Origin of the sequence: Clostridium sp. DL-VIII, assembly GCF_000230835.1 — a bacterium.
Taxonomy (GTDB): domain Bacteria; phylum Bacillota; class Clostridia; order Clostridiales; family Clostridiaceae; genus Clostridium.
In genome coordinates this window covers 129,268-150,000 of the sequence record NZ_CM001240.1, presented here as the reverse complement: position 1 = coordinate 150,000, position 20,733 = coordinate 129,268, and the positions used below count along the sequence as shown (strand labels likewise).

16 protein-coding genes, 1 tRNA gene, 2 rRNA genes and 1 riboswitch (1 of these 20 only partly in view) are annotated in these 20,733 nt (G+C 31.8%); of the genes, 16 read left to right on the top strand and 3 right to left on the bottom strand.

Annotated features, from left to right (window positions below; translation table 11 throughout):
• The 10 genes from CDLVIII_RS00660 to CDLVIII_RS00610 all read left to right on the top strand — a co-directional run.
• Nucleotides 1–811 (top strand): 23S ribosomal RNA (locus CDLVIII_RS00660); it begins 2,099 nt to the left of the window's first position.
• A 72-nt stretch (nt 812–883) separates the two neighbouring features.
• Nucleotides 884–1,000, top strand: a 5S ribosomal RNA gene (gene rrf / locus CDLVIII_RS00655).
• Nucleotides 1,001–1,100: 100 nt separating this feature from the next.
• Nucleotides 1,101–1,877 carry a TSUP family transporter gene (locus CDLVIII_RS00650; RefSeq protein WP_009167553.1) on the top strand — a complete coding sequence of 259 codons (777 nt, stop codon included), beginning with the start codon at nt 1,101–1,103 and terminating at the stop codon, nt 1,875–1,877.
• Nucleotides 1,878–1,912: 35 nt separating this feature from the next.
• A riboswitch (Lysine riboswitch) is annotated at nt 1,913–2,079 on the top strand.
• A gap of 629 nt (nt 2,080–2,708) precedes the next feature.
• Nucleotides 2,709–3,569 (top strand): 4-hydroxy-tetrahydrodipicolinate synthase, encoded by an 861-nt coding sequence (dapA, locus tag CDLVIII_RS00640; RefSeq protein ID WP_035301611.1) that lies wholly within the window; start codon nt 2,709–2,711, stop codon nt 3,567–3,569.
• Between the two features lie 220 nt (nt 3,570–3,789).
• Complete coding sequence (locus tag CDLVIII_RS00635) at nt 3,790–5,445, top strand: SulP family inorganic anion transporter (protein ID WP_009167551.1); 1,656 nt, start codon at nt 3,790–3,792, stop codon at nt 5,443–5,445.
• A gap of 237 nt (nt 5,446–5,682) precedes the next feature.
• Nucleotides 5,683–6,633, top strand: a complete 951-nt coding sequence (locus CDLVIII_RS00630) for an aminoglycoside phosphotransferase family protein (protein ID WP_009167550.1) — start codon at nt 5,683–5,685, stop codon at nt 6,631–6,633.
• A gap of 291 nt (nt 6,634–6,924) precedes the next feature.
• Nucleotides 6,925–8,166, top strand: coding sequence for an ammonium transporter (locus CDLVIII_RS00625; protein ID WP_009167549.1), 1,242 nt, complete (start codon nt 6,925–6,927; stop codon nt 8,164–8,166).
• 147 nt (nt 8,167–8,313) lie between these two features.
• Nucleotides 8,314–8,652 carry a P-II family nitrogen regulator gene (locus tag CDLVIII_RS00620; RefSeq protein WP_009167548.1) on the top strand — a complete coding sequence of 113 codons (339 nt, stop codon included), beginning with the start codon at nt 8,314–8,316 and terminating at the stop codon, nt 8,650–8,652.
• 385 nt (nt 8,653–9,037) lie between these two features.
• Nucleotides 9,038–9,661 (top strand): HD domain-containing protein, encoded by a 624-nt coding sequence (locus CDLVIII_RS00615; protein ID WP_009167547.1) that lies wholly within the window; start codon nt 9,038–9,040, stop codon nt 9,659–9,661.
• 165 nt (nt 9,662–9,826) lie between these two features.
• The gene (locus tag CDLVIII_RS00610) at nt 9,827–10,363 is read left to right on the top strand and encodes an Hsp20/alpha crystallin family protein (RefSeq protein WP_009167546.1); all 537 of its coding nucleotides are present in this window, start codon (nt 9,827–9,829) and stop codon (nt 10,361–10,363) included.
• A 206-nt stretch (nt 10,364–10,569) separates the two neighbouring features.
• On the opposite strand, the gene CDLVIII_RS00605 is transcribed toward CDLVIII_RS00610, so the two are convergent.
• Nucleotides 10,570–12,147, bottom strand: coding sequence for a DEAD/DEAH box helicase (locus CDLVIII_RS00605; RefSeq protein ID WP_009167545.1), 1,578 nt, complete (start codon nt 12,145–12,147; stop codon nt 10,570–10,572).
• Between the two features lie 270 nt (nt 12,148–12,417).
• Entirely contained in the window at nt 12,418–13,140 is a 723-nt protein-coding gene (locus CDLVIII_RS00600; protein WP_009167544.1) for a lysophospholipid acyltransferase family protein, read from the bottom strand.
• 335 nt (nt 13,141–13,475) lie between these two features.
• Between CDLVIII_RS00600 and CDLVIII_RS00595 the strand changes: the two genes are divergently transcribed.
• From CDLVIII_RS00595 to CDLVIII_RS00580, 5 genes are all read left to right on the top strand, one after another.
• Nucleotides 13,476–15,854 carry a cation-translocating P-type ATPase gene (locus CDLVIII_RS00595; RefSeq protein WP_009167543.1) on the top strand — a complete coding sequence of 793 codons (2,379 nt, stop codon included), beginning with the start codon at nt 13,476–13,478 and terminating at the stop codon, nt 15,852–15,854.
• Between the two features lie 331 nt (nt 15,855–16,185).
• Complete coding sequence (locus tag CDLVIII_RS30985) at nt 16,186–16,332, top strand: hypothetical protein (RefSeq protein ID WP_009167542.1); 147 nt, start codon at nt 16,186–16,188, stop codon at nt 16,330–16,332.
• A 267-nt stretch (nt 16,333–16,599) separates the two neighbouring features.
• Nucleotides 16,600–17,838 (top strand): MFS transporter, encoded by a 1,239-nt coding sequence (locus CDLVIII_RS00590; RefSeq protein ID WP_009167541.1) that lies wholly within the window; start codon nt 16,600–16,602, stop codon nt 17,836–17,838.
• The gene (gene abc-f / locus CDLVIII_RS00585; RefSeq protein WP_009167540.1) at nt 17,816–19,720 is read left to right on the top strand and encodes a ribosomal protection-like ABC-F family protein; all 1,905 of its coding nucleotides are present in this window, start codon (nt 17,816–17,818) and stop codon (nt 19,718–19,720) included. The genes CDLVIII_RS00590 and abc-f overlap by 23 nt, the downstream gene beginning before the upstream one ends.
• A gap of 210 nt (nt 19,721–19,930) precedes the next feature.
• Nucleotides 19,931–20,005: transfer RNA gene (locus CDLVIII_RS00580), tRNA-Arg, on the top strand.
• Nucleotides 20,006–20,096: 91 nt separating this feature from the next.
• Here the strand turns inward: CDLVIII_RS00580 and CDLVIII_RS00575 are convergent.
• Nucleotides 20,097–20,300 carry a tyrosine-type recombinase/integrase gene (locus tag CDLVIII_RS00575; RefSeq protein ID WP_035301610.1) on the bottom strand — a complete coding sequence of 68 codons (204 nt, stop codon included), beginning with the start codon at nt 20,298–20,300 and terminating at the stop codon, nt 20,097–20,099.
• A 165-nt stretch (nt 20,301–20,465) separates the two neighbouring features.
• Between CDLVIII_RS00575 and CDLVIII_RS30980 the strand changes: the two genes are divergently transcribed.
• On the top strand, nt 20,466–20,633 hold the full coding sequence (locus CDLVIII_RS30980) for a hypothetical protein (RefSeq protein WP_009167539.1): 168 nt from the start codon (nt 20,466–20,468) through the stop codon (nt 20,631–20,633).
• Nucleotides 20,634–20,733 lie beyond the last annotated feature (100 nt).

Here is a 20,733-nt window from a genome sequence, read left to right as displayed (position 1 = left end):
ATTGAATTTCGGTATTGTCTGTACAGGATAGGTGGGAGACTGGGATACCAGGGCGTCAGCTTTGGAGGAGTCGTTGTTGGGATACCACCCTGATAGTATTGAAGTTCTAACTGGATGCCATGAAACTGGTGACAGGACATTGTTAGGTGGGCAGTTTGACTGGGGCGGTCGCCTCCTAAAATGTAACGGAGGCGCCCAAAGGTTCCCTCAGAACGGTCGGAAATCGTTCGAAGAGTGCAAAGGCAGAAGGGAGCCTGACTGCGACACTTACAAGTGGAGCAGGGACGAAAGTCGGGCTTAGTGATCCGGTGGTACCTCGTGGGAGGGCCATCGCTCAACGGATAAAAGCTACCTCGGGGATAACAGGCTGATCTCCCCCAAGAGTTCACATCGACGGGGAGGTTTGGCACCTCGATGTCGGCTCGTCGCATCCTGGGGCTGAAGTAGGTCCCAAGGGTTGGGCTGTTCGCCCATTAAAGCGGCACGCGAGCTGGGTTCAGAACGTCGTGAGACAGTTCGGTCCCTATCCGTCGCGGGCGTAGGAAATTTGAGAGGAGCTGTCCTTAGTACGAGAGGACCGGGATGGACTGACCTATGGTGTACCAGTTGTTTCGCCAGAAGCATAGCTGGGTAGCTAAGTCGGGAAGGGATAAACGCTGAAAGCATCTAAGTGTGAAGCCCACCTCAAGATGAGATTTCCCATAGCATAAGCTAGTAAGACCCCTTGAAGACTACAAGGTTGATAGGTCAGAGGTGTAAGTATGGTAACATATTTAGCTGACTGATACTAATAGGTCGAGGGCTTGACCAATATAAATCAAGTTGTAATACATTAAGAAGCTATGTGCAATTTTGAAAGAACAAAATCTTTCAATTGAATAGATCTCGTGATGATGGCATAGAGGTAACACTCCTTCCCATTCCGAACAGGAAAGTTAAGGTCTATAGCGCCGATGGTACTGCATGGGAGACTGTGTGGCAGAGTAGGACGTTGCGAGGTAAGATAAAAGATAGTCGGATGACTATCTTTTTTATTTTGATTATTTTTATTCTCTAGGGAATAGAATTAAAATTCAAAGTATATATAATGGGGGCGCGCTATGTATTCTTATGGAGTAATGTTACTTATTATATGTCCATTAGTATTTTGCGCAGGCTTTGTGGACGCTGCTGCTGGGGGTGGAGGAATTATATCTCTACCTGCATATATTTTTGCTGGAATTCCTATACATGTAGCATATGGAACGAACAAATTTGCAAATTGCATTGGTACATCAATTGCATCTGGCAAGTTTTTTAAGAGTGGAAATATAAAAATTAAATCAGCATTGTCATCAGCATTCGGCGCATTAATTGGATCGTGGTTTGGGACACAATTAGTATTAATTTTAGATGATAAATATTTACAATATTGCTTAATTGTAATTCTACCAGTAGTTGGACTATTTATGCTCTTCAATAGAAGAATTGGACAAGAGAAAAAGAAAAAAGAGTTATCTAAGAAAAAAGTGTATTTAATAGCACTAGCAATAGGTATTATAATAGGTGCGTATGATGGTTTTTTTGGACCAGGTACAGGAACTTTTTTAATATTAGCATTTACATCTTTTTTATCTCTTGATATTATAACAGCATCAGGTAATGCTAAAATAGTCAATCTAGCATCTAATTTAGCAGCGCTTATAGCGTACATATTAAATGGAAAAGTATTTTTTATGATAGGAATACCTGCAGCTATATGCGCAGTAGTTGGAAATTATCTTGGTGCACATTTTGCAATAAAAAATGGTGCTAAGTTCATAAAACCGGTAATAGTACTGGTAATAATATTATTGTTTGCTAAAATAGCATCTGGACTTTTATTTACAAGTAATTAAGTAAGTGATATAATTGTAATAATTTAATAATGGAAACCTAAGGTAGAGGCGCTATTAATAAAGAGTACTTATTATGAGTTGGCAAACGTTGATTTGTAAGGAAAGGTATTATGGCCGAAGATTTAAATCATGCAAAGATTTATTTCTGGGTATGCATAAAATATATGTATAACTGTCACGAAAGTGGAGAGCTACAAGGATGATGAAATTAAAAATAATAATAAAATTGCTTTATTGTTATATTTTAATTTTATGAAAATCTTTATGAATTACTCTACCCGTTGGTATTTTACCAGCGGGTTTTTTATTTATGAAGTATTAAATAAGGAGGTGTGGTATAAGGTACAATCAAATAAATAACAAGTCCATTTGCCAGACTATTTTCCATCATCCTACGTCGGCAAATTTACCTAATAGACCCACTATGAGGCCAATTTACTTCCTTGCCTGATGAAAAATATTCAAGGCAACCTTGGACCTGTTATTTATTTTCATGTGCCTAAAGTTTATTAAAATTGATAGGTTGGATAATGTGAGTACAGCTTTTGAAATCTTACAAAAGAATTGTATTAATGGAAAAGAAATATAGAAATGCATCATGTGGTTATTATATAGGTAATATAAAATGAATAGCATTTTTTACAATATTTTTAGCATTTTTAGCTGTGTAAGATGTAAAAAATTATAATAATATAATAGTGATAAATGAAATAAAGATATCAGGATAAGTTAGAGATTTAATAGATGAAATTTTAGTTTATTAATCTATAGAAAATTTATGATAATTAGTATATTTTTTATGAAATAAATATGTGGGGAAGTGTAACAGTTATGAAAATCGAAGGAGTCATAGTACCATTAGTAACACCATTTAAGGATGGGAAAGTTGATTTAAAATCTTATGAAAAAATGGTTAATCATTATATAGAGGAAGGTGTAAGTGGAATAATACCCCTTGGAACCACAGGAGAATCGCCTACAGTCTTATCTTACGAATATGAAGATATTTTAGCTAAAACTATGGAATGCAATAATAAAAGAGTACCAGTATTCGTAGGGTTAGGTGGAAATAATACTAGTGAAGTAGCCAAAATGGTAAAAGTAGCAGAAAAGTATGATGTGGATGGAATATTATCTGTAGCACCATATTACTCTAGGCCTAATCAAGCAGGAATTTATGAGCATTTTAAATATATATCAGAAGCAACTAGTTTAAATATGATTCTTTATAATATACCATATAGAACTGGGACAAACATTGAAAATGAAACAGTTCATAAATTAGCAAAACTAAAAAATATAGTGGGAATAAAAGATTGCTCTGGAAACATGAAACAGACAACAGAATTATTATTAAATCCGCCAAAGGACTTCTCAATTTTAACAGGTGAGGATGCATATTTTTATACAACACTTGTGCTTGGTGGACAAGGTGGTATAATGGCATCAGCTAATTTAAGAACTAAAGAATTTATAGATATATATAATTTGGTTAAATCAAATAATCATAAGGAAGCATTAAATAGATGGAAGTCATTATATGGTATGATACCACTTCTATTTGCAGAACCTAATCCAGCACCATTAAAATATTGCTTAAATAAGCTTGGATTAATAGAATCAGATGAAATTAGGTTACCATTAGTGGGGATAACAGAAGAATTAAAAATTAAGTTAGACAAAATATTATAAAAAAATGTATAGAGAAGTTCTTTAAACTGCAAAGCAAAGCCTATATCTTATTTTGAAATCTAAGATATAGGTTAATTTTTATTATTTAGAAAATATGTTTTTATAAAAGGAACTATTCTGAGGAAGACGAAATATAAGATAAGTGCGAGGTTTACTTTGACTACTATAGAAATTAGGAGTATTATGAAATCTGACAAAAAATTTAAGGAAGTGATTTAAAATGACACCCAAGTTCTTTTCTATGATTAAGAACAAGGAAATTACAAAAGAACAAATAATGAAAGATATTATAGCAGGTATGATTGTTGCTATAATAGCATTACCATTATCAGTAGCTCTCGCAATATCATCAGGAGTATCACCAGAGAAGGGACTTATAACTGCAATATTTGGAGGATTTATAGTTTCATTTTTAGGAGGGAGTAAAGTTCAAATAGGGGGGCCAACAGCTGCTTTTGTTGTAATAGTTTATTCTATCATTCAAGAGTATGGCTTAAATGGACTTATTACAGCTACAATAATGGCAGGAATTATATTAATTATTATGGGATTATTAAAGTTCGGTTCATTAATTAAATACATACCTCAGACTATAACTATCGGTTTTACTGCGGGTATAGCAGTAACGTTAATATCAACGGAAGTCAAAGATTTTCTTGGACTGTCAATTGACAATGTACCAGCAGAATTTTTGGGAAAATGGCAGAGTTATTTTGCAAACATAGGAACATTAAATACATGGTCCTTATTCATAGGATTAGGATCTATAATTATAATGGTGGTCTGGCCTAAAATTAATAAAACAATACCAGGTTCAATGATTGCATTGGTTGCTGCAACTATTTTTGTACAAGTGTTAAATATACCAGTAGAAACTATAGGAAGCAGATTTCAAGAAATTTCATCTGCAATGCCAAAACCTTCCTTCCCAGCACTTAGCATGGATCAAATAAACAAATTATTTGCACCTGCTATGTCAATTGCTATCTTAGGAGCTTTAGAATCTTTGTTATCAGCAACTGTAGCTGATGGAATGATTTCAGATACTCATGATTCCAATATGGAGCTTACAGCTCAGGGCATAGCTAATATTACGTGTGGGCTATTTGGTGGAATACCAGCTACAGGCGCAATAGCAAGAACTGCTGCTAATATAAAGTCAAACGGAAGAAGCCCTATTTCAGGAATAGTTCATGCTATATTGTTATTAATTACTATGTTAGTATTAATGCCTTTTGCGAAGTTAGTACCAATGACTGTATTAGCAGCTATATTAGTTATTGTAGCTTATAATATGAGTCAATGGAGAGTATTTAAGGCATTATTAAAGGCGCCTAAAAGTGATGTAATTGTATTATTAGTCACATTTGCATGTACAGTTGTGTTTGATTTAGTAGTAGCAATAGGCGTAGGTATGATTATGACAATGTTTTTATTTATGAAAAGAGTATCAGATACGACTCAAATTAGAGATTTAGTAGACGAAGGTGTTTTTGATGAAGATATATCTACTGTTTTGGAAAAAGCACATGGAAAAATACATGTATATCAAATAAATGGACCAATGTTTTTCGGTGTAGTACAGGAATTTATTACAAAGATGAAAAAGCTTGAGGAGTCAGTTGAGGTCGTTATTTTAGACATGCGTCATACTCATGCCATAGATGCCTCAGCTATAGATGCACTAACCAGGCTGCTTAAACATTGTAATACTTTAAATATAAAGTTCTGCCTTACTCATGTGCAGGAGCAGCCAATGAAAGTATTAAGTAAAATGAAGTTCATGGTTAAGGTAGGAGAAAGCAATATATATGAAACAAAGACAGAAGCTATAGAAGAAGCATATGACTATGTAAGAAATTTAGAGGCATCTTAAAAACCTCAAAGTTAAATAAGTCTTCAACTTTTAGAAAATGTGAAAATATATTATTTAGATTGTAATTAATTAAAAAGGATGTTCTAATAAAAATAATTGTTAGGGCATCTTTAATTATTATGGAGAAACTTATTATTGTGATAATTTATAAAAAGTAATTAGTTTTTAAGCATATATAATTATAATATATTATAATTGAATTTGAATAAAATAATTAGCTATAGGCGAGGTATACTTATGGAATATGGATGGGAGAGAACATTTCCGTTTTTGGAGATTGATTCTGATAAAATTGGCAAGTTATTTGAAGGTGTATTGGAAGAAAAAAATATTGTTTGTGTAACGAAAGTAAATGAAGGCTGTAGGACAACAAATTATATTGTTCAATCAGATCAATTGAATAAAAAGTATATTTTAAAAATATTTTTATCTGCAGATCAAGAGCATAAGAAGGAAATTAAATTATTGAGACAGCTAGCCAATAATTCTATTTTTCCTGTTTCTAAAATATATAAGTTTAGTACACACGAATTGATTCAAGGGAGAGAATATGCAATTTATGAGTATCTAGAAGGTAAAACATTAGGGCAAGCCATTAATGAGGGATATTTATTAGAAGAAAGCTTTGTTAGAGAAGCTGCAAGGGCATTAGCTCAAATACATAGTCACGAATTTAATAAAGTGGGATTTTTAGATGAAAATTTAAATATAGCAGAAGAATTACCACCTCTTAGCTTATGGTATGAAATTTCTATGGGAAATAAGGCTAAAGAGCGATTAGGAAAAAGTATTGTGGAAAAAATAAATAATGTAGTTAAAGAAAATGAAAAAATACTAACAAAATTAGATGAAGATATTAGACTTGTTCATGGAGACTTTCAAGGAACAAATATTTTGATAAAGGATGGTAAACTAGCTGGAGTATTAGATTGGGAGTTTGCAATGGCAGGGCATCCTTTAGCGGATATAGGACAATTCTTTAGATATGAAGAGTGCTTTAATAGCAAGCTAATTAAGGCTTTTGAAGAGGAATACAATAAAAATTCAAGTTATAAACTTATGAATGATTGGTATAAAATAAGTAAACTTCGGGATTTGGTAAATTTAATTCAATTAATTGATACGGAAGAAGACATGCCTACTAAGCATGCAAACATAAAAAAGATAATAAGCAATAATTTGGAATAAATTTGAAAAGTATTAAAACAAATCAAAATTAATTATGAAAAAAATGTTGACAAAAGTATATTAAGATAATATACTAAGATAAAACAACGGTGTTTGAAAGATATATGAAAAGTATATTCTTCAAGCACCTTTTTTTGTTAGTAAAAATTATAATATTATAATTATAAAAAAATTTTACAAGGTTAGTTTTGTAGAAGTAACATGCGCATTTACTTTTAACTAACATTAATTTGAAAAAATACTAAAAATAGGCTTTTAATATAAAAGTAATACTTAGAGGGGGATATTATTATGGAAATTAATTTAGGCGATAGCAGTTTTATATTAATTTGTTCAGCACTTGTACTTTTAATGACTCCAGGACTTGCATTCTTTTATGGTGGAATGGTTCGTAGAAAAAATGTTTTAAATACATTAATGTCTTCATTTTTTATTTGTGGTTTAGCATCAATATTGTGGGTTTTTATAGGTTATACATTATCGTTTGGTGATGATATTGGAGGAGTAATAGGTGGATTTAACTTCTTCTTATTCAACGGAGTAGGCGGAGATCCAGCAGCAATTGCACCTACTATACCTCATGAACTTTTCGCAGCATTCCAAATGATGTTTGCAATTATTACTCCAGCACTTATAACTGGATCTTTAGTAGGTAGAATGAAATTCTCAGCATTATTCATATTTATAGGTCTATGGTCAATTTTAGTATACTATCCATTAGCTCATATGGTATGGGGCGGCGGAATAATTGGTTCTTTAGGAGCAGTAGACTTCGCTGGTGGAGATGTAGTACACATAAGTTCAGGAGTTTCAGGACTTGTAGCTTGTATAGTTTTAGGTAAGAGACGTGGATATGGTATGATGTCATATCAACCACACAATATTCCGTTTGTAGTTTTAGGTGCAGCATTACTTTGGTTCGGATGGTTTGGATTTAATGCAGGTAGTGCATTAGGAGCTGGTCCACTTGCAGTACATGCATTTATGACAACAAATACTGCAGCAGCAGCAGCAATGCTTTCATGGATGTTTATTGAAAAAGTTAAACATGGTAAACCAACAGTGCTTGGAGCAGCAACTGGAGCAGTTGTAGGATTAGTTGCAATTACACCAGCAGCAGGATTTGTTCCACTTTGGAGCTCAATCATAATAGGAGCTGTAGTATCTCCAATATGTTTCTTCTTCATGAGCGTAGTAAAAGCTAAATTCGGATATGATGATGCTCTTGACGCTTTTGGATGTCACGGAATCGGCGGAGTCTGGGGCGGTATTGCAACTGGATTATTTACTCAAACATCAATTAACTCTGTAGCAAAATGGAATGGTCTTTTCTTTGGAGATGTTAATCTTTTAATTGCTCAAATTGAAGGTATTGCAATAACAGTAGTATTTGCAGCAGTTATGACATTCATAATCTTAAAAGTTATGAAACTATTCATGAATATCAGAGTTGAAAGTTCAGAAGAAGCTGATGGTCTTGATGTAGCTGAACATGGTGAATCTGCTTATCCAGCATTTAACGGATTAGACTAATTGGGTATAGGAATAAAATATTAATAATATAATATATATTGAAGCAGAGAATCTATTTAAGGATATTTTATGATATAATTTTAGATAAAGACTTTCTAAAGAGATATGTATGTATATTACAATAGATGATTGGGGAGGAAATATATTATGAAAAGAATAGAAGCGATTATAAGACCTTCAAAGCTTGAAGATATTAAAGAAGCTTTACAAAATAATAGTATTAACGGTGTAACTATAAGCCAGGTTATGGGATGCGGACAACAACGTGGCTGGAAGGAATATCATAGGGGAACTGAAATAACAACTAATGTATTACCAAAAATAGAAGTAAAGATAGCTGTTGAAGATGAAAAGGTAGAAGAAGTTATCGAATTAATCACATCAATTGCTAGAACTGGTGAAGTTGGGGATGGTAAAATATTTGTTGTTGATATTGCAGAATGTGTAAGAATTAGAACTGGCGAAAGAGGAGACAAAGCTCTATAAGAGAGCATTGGAAAAAGTTTCCGGAAGGTTCTTGTTTAATACGGTGCTATTTAAAGAAGTAGATAAAATTTGTTTTATCTACTTCTTTTTTTATATAAGAATTTATATGGACTAAAAAAGATGTTAAAATTAAGATATCAGTAAACATAAAATATTATGTTTGTTGTAGAATATGCAATATTCTTAAGATTACAGATTAATTTTGTTTAATAATTTAAATATTAGAGATAATAAATTATTATATACATGCTACAATTAGCAATTTACAATTGATAGTTGTAGTTAAAATCCTTACAGGATTTCTTAAAACGTAAAATTATTACAAATAAATTTGCAGCTAAATTAAATTTAAATTTATATCTGCAAAGGTTTGATGGAGTGTATTATGACTGATAAAGATATTTTTTTAGAAATTGAAAAGCATTTATTAAATGACAATAAACCATCTGATTACATAAAAGAAGCCCTTAAAAAGCATCTACTTGATGATTATCCATTTTCAATGATTAAGGAGCTGCAAGAGGTAGGGCAGAATCCAAAATATCATCCAGAAGGAAATGTGTTTATTCATACAATGATGGTCATTGATGAAGGGGTAAAAAGTAGAGAAAAGAGTAAAAATAAAAGAGCATTTATGTGGGCACTTTTACTGCATGATATAGGTAAAAAGCCAACGACTAAGCTTAGAAAAGGAAGATTGACTTCATATGATCATGACAGTGTAGGTGCTGATATGGTTACAAAGTTTTTTAGATGCTTTAATGAAGAGGAAGAATTTATTAATGAAGTAAGAGGCCTTGTAAGATGGCATATGCAGAGCTTGTTTGTAACTAAAGACATGAAATTTCAAAACATTGGAGACATGGTAAAGGATGTAGATGTGGATGAAATAGTATTAGTCTCTCTTTCAGATAGATTGGGTAGAGGCGGTCTTGACGATAAGGAAGTGAAAGAGACAAAGAATCAGATGAATATGTTTAAAGATACCATAAGTAACTTTAATAAATAAAGAAAGAGACTATCAAAAAAAATGATAGTCTCTTTTCTTAAGCAATCTCATACAGATGAAAGTGCAGATTAGAGGAAGTAACCTTGGCAATTAAGAAAATATTTTAAACAATTTAGTACTTTATAAATATTATATAAATATTAAGAAGTATATTTGGAGGATAAAATGTTTAAGATATTTTCTTTTGGATTTAGCGATAAGCTGAATCTCAATAATATTGGAAATATAAGTGGGGTAATACAATCTTTTTTAGATAATATCGATCTAAGCGAAATTACAAAAAGCTATGAAGAGGCTTCTAATGAGCACTTAGAGAAAGATGAAGAGACAGAGAGTAGTTTTATTCAACTTAAGCAAGATGATGATATGTATTTATTGACAATAAATTTAAGGGGGATTGATCTTAGAGAATTGAGTATAAGATATGATCCAGGAATAATAGAGGTAAATGCAAATAGATCAGAAGTACAAAGAAGCGGTTTTGGAATCTTATATAGCAATATGATTGTAAAAAAATCATATAATAGAAAATTTGAAAATATTGAAGAAATCGATACGGATCAGGTACTTAAAAATATTGATAATGGAGTGCTCAGTATAAGGATGCCTAAAAAGTATATATTGGAAAGTGGTACTAATATTATAGAAGTAGATTCAATAGAAGTGGATTCATATGATGAGGATAATGTGGATAATTATTGATATATGTGAATAAAAATAAAATGTGCTGTGGATAATTTTAATATTAATGAAAAGCAATGAGCTTTTCTTCATTAATTTATCACTTGTCACTCACAATTTGTCACGAATTTAAGTATGTTCTTTCAATATAAAAATGCAAAATAAAAAGGGAGGATAAGCTTTAGGTATATACCTAAGAATAAATCTTCCCTTAATGTAAGAATTAATTACTTCTTACGTTTATTAGCAACTTCAACATTGACCTTTTTCCTATTAATTTTTCCGCCTGGACATTTATTTAATATTTTAGCAGATACAGTTTCATCGACTGTTACAAATGAGAAATTTTCCATAAGATCAATTTGACCAATTGCTGAAGCATTAATTTTTGTCATATCTCTAATGTAATTAATTAATACTTTTGGAGTTAAACCATCTTTTTTACCAACAGAGAAGAATAAACGAACATCTTCTTTTTTAGGCGCTTCTAATTTGTCTGAGCTATAATCAAAGACTATTTCATTATCAAATTTTATCTTCATCAATGCTGCAATAACTGATATTGGATCATTACCTTCAGTTAATTCTATTGCACTTGGAATAAATTTAGTAAGTTCGCCAGCATCAATAGCTTCTTTAACAGCTGAAATCATATTCTTGAATTTCTTACTGTTAATTTCTTCGGCAGTTGGAACAGGTTTTTGTGTAATTGAGCTCTTAGTAACATTTTGGATTTGCTTAAGCATTGAAAAATCCTTTGGAGTTACTAATGAATAAGCAGTACCGCTTTTGTTAGCTCTACCAGTTCTACCAATTCTGTGAACATAAGATTCAACATCTTGAGGTAAGTCATAATTAAATACATGAGTTACACCTTCTACGTCTATACCTCTGGCAGCAACATCAGTAGCAATTAATAAGCTTAATGTACCTTCTTTAAACTTATTTAAAGTAGTTAGTCTATGAGCTTGAGTCATATCTCCGTGCATTCCTTCAACCATGTAGCCTTTTGACTGCAATTCTTGTACAAGCTCATCAACGCCTCTTTTAGTTCTACAGAAAATTATAGCCGAACTTGGATTATCTAAATCTAATAGTCTGCAAAGAGCTTCTAATCTGTGTTTGTTATTTATCATAAAATAACTTTGTTCAATCTTAGATACAGTTAGTGAGCTTTTCTTTATAGTAACAAGCTTTGCATCTGGTTTCATGTATCTTTTAGCAAGTTTTGCTATTGGATCAGGCATTGTTGCTGAAAATAGTAAAGTTTGTCTTTCAGATGGTGTATGGCTAAGAATTGCTTCTATATCATCGATAAATCCCATATTAAGCATTTCATCAGCTTCATCTAATACTAAAAATTCTATGTTGTCTAAATGAAGGCACTTTCTCTTTAAAAGATCTAAAAGTCTTCCTGGAGTTCCAACAACGATATCTACAGTACCTTTCTTTAAGGCTCTGATTTGTCTGTCAATTGAGTCTCCGCCATAAACAGATAATACTTCAGCCTTTTCATATTTAGAAAGTCTCTGTATTTCATCGTTAACTTGAACTGCAAGTTCTCTTGTTGGTGCTAAAACAAGTGCTTTTATACCTCTTGCATTGCTCATCTTTGTAAGTATTGGTAAACTATAAGCAGCAGTTTTACCAGTACCGGTTTGTGCCTGCCCTATTAAGTCAGCGCCACTAAGGGTTACCGGAATACTCTGCTCTTGAATTTGAGATGGTTGTGTAAAACCAAGGTCCGATATTGCTCTCACAATACTCTCTTTAAGACCTAATGTAGCAAATTGATTGTCATTCATTAAATATCCTCGTTTCTATTTTTTTGTATATAAAATTAGTTAAAATTTCCTTAATAACTTATATTAAAGTTTTATATAAGCCAAATGAACTTATTATAACATATGATGCAAAGCCATGTCAAAAAGTATCCATACAATATTATGAGCCAAAATTACGATTACATATACTAAAAAAACGTATAAATTTAAATTTTTAATAAAATATTGATATAAATCTTAATTATATAGAAAAAAACTGTCTCAAATTTTGAGACAGTGGATATTTTTAAATTAGTTAGCTTTGTATTTGCTTGATATGATAGAATGAACGTATTCTGGAAGATTTTCTAGTTCCTCTTTGCTTAGAGAAGAAGTCTCTATTGGAGGATGGATTACCAATTCTATCTCTGCCCCTTTAATTTTATTATTGTTAGCTTCTAATAATTTATATGTTCCATTTATAGTAAGCGGAACTATTGGGCATTTTGATTTTGTAGCAAGCTTAAAACTGCCGCCCTTAAATTCATTAACGGGTTTACCCTTACTTCTTGTGCCCTCAGGGAATATTACCATTGAGTACCCAGATTTCAATAGCTTTATACCGTCAACTATGGCTTCAGCAGATTTTCTTAAATTATCCCTATCCATAAAAATGCAGTTAATATATTTCATCCAGGTGCTTATAAAAGGCCAGCTTTCAAGTTCTTTTTTAGCAATAAATCCTTTTGGAATATCAATAGTACTTAGCAATAATGGAATATCAAAGTTACTTTGATGATTAGAAACAAATAATACCGTTTTATCTTTAGGAAGATTTTCTGATCCAATAACATTAACTTTAGCGCCACTTACACGTATAACAAATTTACCCCATGAGTGAGTTACCTTATGAATATATTCTTTCCTTTTTTGCAAATCACCCTTATTAGTTAAAGATTTTATTTTAATTCTATGAATAGAAGCAAAAATCAGGCTTACTATAAGGCATGGATAAAAAAATATAGTTCTTAGCATTAATTTGCACCTCCTTAATATAGTACTCTTTACATTAATCAGTATAATATATAAATTAAGGTTTTGAAAGTTTAAATAAATTAGAGATAAATTAATTTATTTAAAATTAAGTAAATTTATAGGGAAAAATAATATCAAAATAAGGTATAATATATATATTCTAATTAACAATGTACATTTTATAACTAACTAATTAATGATGAAATTTTTTTAGAATCTTTTAAAACAATTATATTTTAAAAAGTGTATATATTTAATTAGAATTTATATATTATAAATGGTTTGTTATGTTAAATAACAGTAAAAAATAATTTTACATAGGCAGGAGAAATTTAATGAATTTAAATAATATGCAGGAGAAAAATGATGAAGAGATTCTAGGTTTGACATCGAAAGAAGTTAAGCAGAGGATTAAAGAAGGTAAAGTTAATCATATTCCTAAAACTCCGTCAAGAACCATATTTCAGATAATACGAGCAAATCTATTTACAAAATTTAATGCAATAAATTTTGCACTTGCAGCCGCAATCATTTTAGCAGGTTCACCTAAGAATGCCATTTTTGTTGGGGTTATAATAGTTAATACATTAATAGGTGTAATTCAAGAGGTTAAAGCAAAGCGTACCTTAGAAAAGTTATCTGTTATAAGTATGGCTCATGCAAAGGTTCTAAGGGATGGAAACGTAAAAGAAATTCCGATAGAAGAAATTGTATTAGATGATGTTATTTATTTAGAGACCGGTATGCAGGTATTGGCAGATGGAGAAGTTTTGCAGAGTAATGGACTTGAAATAGATGAATCGATGCTTACAGGTGAAGCAGATGCAATAGCAAAGAATACTAAGGAAAAGTTATTGTCTGGAAGCTTTGTGGTTTCTGGAGAGGGTTATGTAGTAGTTACGAAAGTTGGAAAAGAGACTTATTCTTCAAGCCTTGCAGAAGAAGCAAGACAGTTTAAAATAATAAATTCAGAATTACAGGCAGCTATTGATAAGATATTTAAGGTAATAATATGGATTGTGCCTCCATTATCAGTGTTTTTAATACTATCTCAGTTAAGAATTCCCGGAAATACATGGCAGGATGCGGCTATAGGAGCAGTATCAGGAATTGTTGGAATGATACCTGAAGGACTTGTACTATTAACGAGTGCGACCTTTATAGTTTCAATTGTAAAGTTATCAAAATATGATACATTGGTTCAGGAATTGTGTGCAACAGAAGTATTAGCAAGAGTAGATGTGCTCTGCTTAGATAAGACAGGAACCATAACACAAGGAGATTTAAGGTTAGCTGAAGTAAAGAATATTGGAAGCAGAGCTTCTGAAGAGATAGATAACATATTAGCAGTGTTAATTAATAATCTTCCAAGTAATAATCCGACTCAGAAAGCTATACTCCAAAAATATAAAGAATATGATAAAAGCATAAAATGTACAGATAAAATTGCTTTTTCATCTAAGAGAAAATGGAGCGGCGCTGCTTTTGAGGGACTTGGAACATGGATTTTAGGAGCACCAGAGATGATATTAAATAAGGAATATCATTTTATAGAAGGAATAGTTAAAGAAGAAGCTGGTAAAGGAAAAAGAGTCTTATTGTTAGCTCAGCTTCATAATGAGTTAAATGAAAGGCTGGAAGGAAAAATAGAAAGTGTTGCTTTGATATTAATTGAAGATATTATAAGAGAAGCAGCACCACGGGTATTAGAATACTTCAGAGGAGAAGGTGTGGAGGTAAAAATAATATCAGGAGATAACCCGGTTACAGTTTCAGAAGTCGCAAGGCGGGCAGGGGTTGAAAACTGGGATAAATATATCGATGCAAGGGAATTACCAGAAGATAATGAGGCGCTAAAGAAAGTAATCGAAGAGACTACGGTTTTTGGAAGAGTAACTCCGCATCAAAAGAAGAAAATAGTTGTAGCGCTTCAGGAAATGGATCATACTGTTGCAATGACAGGTGATGGAGTAAATGATGTACTTGCACTTAAAGCTTCAGATTGTGGAATAGCAATGGCAAATGGATCTGATGCAACAAAGGCGGTAGCACAATTAGTGCTCATGAAATCAGACTTTAGTGCACTTCCAAAAGTTATTGAAGAAGGAAGAAAGCAAATTAATAACTTGGAAAGAGTTTCAGAACTATTTTTATCAAAGACTATATTCTGCATAATATTATCTTTTGCATGTTCAATATTATTTATAGAGTTTCCAATACTTCCAATACAATTATCCCTAATAGGAAGTTGTGCTATAGGAATTCCATCCTTCTTTTTAGCATTACTTCCAAGCACCGGTGGAGTTAAGAAAGGATTCTTGACTAGGATTGTAACGGTTAGTGTTCCAAATGGAATATTGATTGCAGTGTTTACCCTTGTGACAGTTTTATTGTCCATTCAAATGAAGTTGCCAATGCAGTATGGAAGGACACTTGCAGTATTGATGTTTGGCGGAATGAGCATGGTTATATTATTCAGGGTTGCAAGACCATTAACAAAGTTTAAGACTATATTGTGTTTTGCAATGTTTGGGATCATAGTGCTTGGATTTTTAACTCCAATTGGAAGATTCATATTCAGTTTATCAAAAGTAGGATTAAGGGATTGGGTGATAGCTTTAGCAGTAATAGTATGCTCGGGACCTTTGATAACTAAGATTGTTGATGTATTTAGAAATAGAGTTAATAAAAAATTTAAGATAAAAACAACTTAGAAAAATTTACAGTTTACAATGCACAATTTACAGTTGAGGGAGAAAAGCCCTGAGGGCTTTTCATGAAAATAGTATTAAAAAATTACAGATCAGATTAATGATCTAGAAAAGTTATTGAGTTGCTCAAAGTAGGATTGAAGTTTTTATTTTGGGCAGCTTTATTTTTATCATAAGTAGTTCTATTTTATTGCAATTTCCTGTTATTTCAAGTATAATGATTATAATATAACATTCTTTTAGAAATTATGATTAAGCAATAGTTGCAATTAACGTTTGAAAGTAGAGGAAATATATAATTTCTAAAGTAGATTTTTTGTAAGGAGGGTAGGTTATGGCTAATATAGTTGGTACAATTGAAGTTATTTCAAATAAACAATGGATATCTAGCAGTTCGTTCAATAAAACTGCAATTTTAGCATTTAACGGGAGAAGTGCGTCCATTTTTAGAATAAGTACCGATTATAGTGTAAATCCATGATCTATATCTTTAAGTTAGTTTAAATACTGATGAATAAGGATTTTATAGGACTCAAGGTTTATACTTGGGTCTTTTTTGTGTACATGAAATTATAGGATGCAGTTTTTCCATAAGCCTTTTATTATTAACCTTTAATAAAAATATTTTAGGTTAATAAGGGGCTTATTTTTGTTTGAAAAAAATCAGTATTAAGGCACAAGTAAAGAATAGGTAATGCTTCTAGCTACTATTTATCTTCAGGTGCTTAAGATTTTGGAGGAGTTAAACATGAAGGAAAAATTGAAACGAAATATAAAAGTCAGTTATATATATAATTTTTTATTACAATTGAACATAACTTCAGCCATATGGGTCTTATATTTAGGCTTTAGGGGTATGTCTTTAATTGAGATAGGTGTATTAGAATCAATTTATCATATAACATCAGTGCTATTTGAGCTGCCTACAGGGGTTATTGCAGATTTGTATGGAAAGAAGTTCAGTGTGGTCTTAGGGAGGTTTGTGAGCATAATTTCATGTATTTTAATGATTATGTCAAATAGCTTTTTAGGCTTTGCAGCTTCCTTTGTTTTAAGTGCTGCAGCAATGAACTTAAATTCTGGAGCTGGAGAAGCCTTGATTTATGATAGTCTTAAAGAACTTGGGGAAGAGGAAACGTATAAAGTATTATGGGGAAATCTATCTTTCATTATGTGTATTTCCCAGGGAATAGCGGTTTTATTTGGAGGAATTTTGTCTGATGTAAGGTTCTTATATGCGTATATACTAGGAACAATTGTGCAAATTGCTGCATTAATAGCTGCTTATAATTTCAATGAACCACAAGTTCATAAGGAGGATAAAGAAGAAATTCAAGGAAATTTGATAATAAATCAATTGAATACTAGTGTAAGAGTGCTGAAGAAAAGAAAGATAGTATTATATTTAATATTATTTTCAGCATTAGCAGGAAGTCTTCAAACTACTGTGTTTTTCTATAGTCAGCAGTATTTTTCAGATATGAGCTATTCAAAAACCATGATTGCAGTAATATGTGCAGTAAGCAGTCTCCTTGAGGCAGTAAGCTCAAAATATGCATATAAGGTTGAAAACAAATTAAGCTTAAGAGGAACGTTAATAAGCATATCGATAGCAAATATAATATCTCTGCTAGGCTTAGGCTTAAGTAAGGAGTCAGCCATAGTTTTCTTTCTACTGACTTCAACAACAGGAGGATTAGCCTTTACTGTACTCAGTACTTATATAAACTCAAGGATACCATCGGAATATAGGGCAACAATACTGTCTTTTGACAGCTTTAGCTTCAGCATTTTCATGATAGGTGTATTTCCGCTCTTTGGTCTCTTAGCAGAAAAGATTGGATTTTCAGTAACATTTGAGCTTATAGGGCTTTTATATATACCAGTAATGATATTATTGCTATTAAAGATTAACAAGCACAAGAATATAGAAGAAAAATCAAAAGAAACTGGGGGAAACGAAAATGATAGAATTAGCTTTGAATAAATTACAAAAATATTATGGGGCAAATATGGTTTTAGAGAATGTCACCTTTGATATTCAGACAGGTGAAAAGGTTGGGATTGTAGGAGGAAATGGATGTGGAAAGAGTACTCTTTTAAAAATAATAATGGGGGTTGAAGGCCATGAGAAAGGGACAATATCAATTAAAAAGAACTCAACTCTTGGATATCTTGAGCAGATGCCTGTATACCCCGAAGACTTTAAAACAATTGATGTGCTAAATACAGCTTTTGAAAAGATAGATAGCCTGCAAAAAGATATGGAAGTCTTGGAAAAGCAATTAGCAGATAACAATGAAAAAGATATGGAAAAGCTTTTGAATTGTTATTCAAAGGTTCAGATGGCTTATGAAAGCCTTGGAGGGTATGAAAAAGAAGAAAAGTTAAGCAAGGTTTGTGTGGGACTTAAAATTAATGAGGAGTTTAAAAATAAATTATTCTCTGAACTTAGCGGAGGAGAAAAAACCACAGTGATTTTAGGAAAAATACTTCTTCAAAATCCAGATATACTGCTTTTAGATGAACCATCTAATCACTTGGATTTAGAAACTATGGAATGGCTTGAAGCTTATCTTAAAGAATATAAAGGTATAGTTATCATAGTATCTCATGATAGATATTTTCTAGATAATGTGGTTACAAGGATAATAGAGATAGAAGATATGGTAGCTACAAGCTATGAGGGAAACTACACGGCGTATGTTAATGAAAAAGAGAGGCAGCTTAAGCTTCAAATGGAGGCATTTTTAAGTCAGCAAAAGAAGATAAAAGAGATTGAAAAGTCTATAGCTCAGCTTAGAGATTGGGGAATGAGAGGAGATAACGAAAAATTCTTTAAAAGAGCTGCAAATATGCAGAAGTTTTTAGATAAGCTTCAAAGAGTAGATAAGCCAGTTTTGGAAAGATCCAGTATGAATATTCATACTAATATTGGAGAAAGATCAGGAGATAATGTGGTCATAATCAAGGAATTAAGTAAGAGTTATGGTGAAAGAGTTCTATTTAATAAGATAGATTTATTAGTCAGAAATAAAGAAAGGGTAGCCTTAATAGGAGCAAATGGCTGTGGAAAATCTACTTTGATAAAGATATTACTTGGAGACTTAAGAGCAGATAATGGAACAGCCACCTTAGGAAGCGGCATAAAGCTTGGATATTTACCGCAAAATATAAGCTTTGAAGATGAAAACAAGAGCATATTGGAAAGCTTCAGAGACGGAATAACAATAACAGAAGGAAAGGCGAGAGAGTACCTTGCAAAATACATGTTCTTTGGGGAAATGGTATTTAAAAGGGTTGGTTCTCTTTCAGGAGGGGAAAGGAGCAGACTTAAGCTAGCAATGCTCATGTACAATGAGATAAATCTTTTGATTTTAGATGAACCAACCAATCATTTGGATATAGATTCGAGAGAAGAGCTTGAGGGAGTTTTAAAAGATTTTACCGGTACACTTTTCTTTGTCTCTCATGATAGATATTTTATAAATAATATAGCAGACAGAGTTGTAGAGTTAAGGAGCAGTTCTTTAGCATCATATGCTGGTAATTATGAGTATTATAAAGAGAAATCAGCTGAGCTTAAGGCATCAGGAGAAGCTCTAAGAAATACTGATGCTGGTAATAAAATTATAAAAAAACAAAAAGAAAAAGCAGTTAAAACAACAAAGTCAAATAATAATGAGTTTAAAAAGCAAAGATTAGAAAAGCAGATAGAAGAATTAGAAGAAAAGCTAAAAGTCTTAGAAGTAGAAATTAATGAGAATTGTGAGGATTATGAAAAGATAAATAACTTGTATGAGGAAAAAGTAAATCTTCAGCAGCAGCTTGAGAGCTTTATGGAGGAGTATTTTGAATATGATTTCTAACTTTAATATATAACGCATCTTTTAACTAATATTTATTTTCATGTGTCTTAAAAGTCGCCAAATCATGAAGATTTGGCGATTAAACTTTTGATTTTATTTGATAAGTTTACTTAAGTAGGAAAGAAATATAAATTATTAGTTTGACAATGACACATAATTATAATAAAATTTAAAGGTACGAAATAAATATGTTTAAATTTTTTAATATATGCTCCTATAGTTAAATGGATAGAACAATCCCCTCCTAAGGGATAGATGTGAGTTCGATTCTCGCTGGGAGTACCAAGTAAAAGCTACAACTTAACTATATAAACGGTTGTAGCTTTTATTATATTCAAAATACTGATATTTAACCGACATTTTTGAGTAAAAAAACTTATAGATCATTAAAAATATTATTCAATAGGTCGGCTGTTTGCTTTTTCATTGAAGGTAAAACTTGACTATAAGTATTCCATGTTATTTGAGTTGATTTGTGACCGAGCCTTTCAGATATGACTTTTATATTTTCACCTTTAAGCAATAATACAGTAGCATGTGTATGCCGTAATCCATGTATGCTAAGTTGAGGTAGCTGCATATAATCGTTGATTTCCTTATTGCATGAAAAGTAAATAATTATTTAAATTACAATTCAATAATGTTATAATAATCCTATGTTCCGTAAAGATGGGTGCGGTGGTTTTTGAATGTTTAACCACCTTGGGCTGTTAGAAATAATAGTCTAAGGGGGTGGTATTAGATTGTGATAATTGGAGTGTTAATAATATCAATAGTAGTATTATTGGTGATATTGTTTAATAGAGCTTTAAGAAGCAGTTCCAAGAACTGTGATTTTAGTCTTGAAGCTGGCATAAAAGGTTTTAAAATAAATTTTAAGACAACAGAAAAGAACGCCCCATCTGACAAATAAGCGTTCGTAATCTGATAGTATTTAATCTAATAGCCCTAAAACTAAAAAACGTTCTAGGATTAGCTTAGTATTAGCAGTACTAAGCTTTTCTATTTGTATT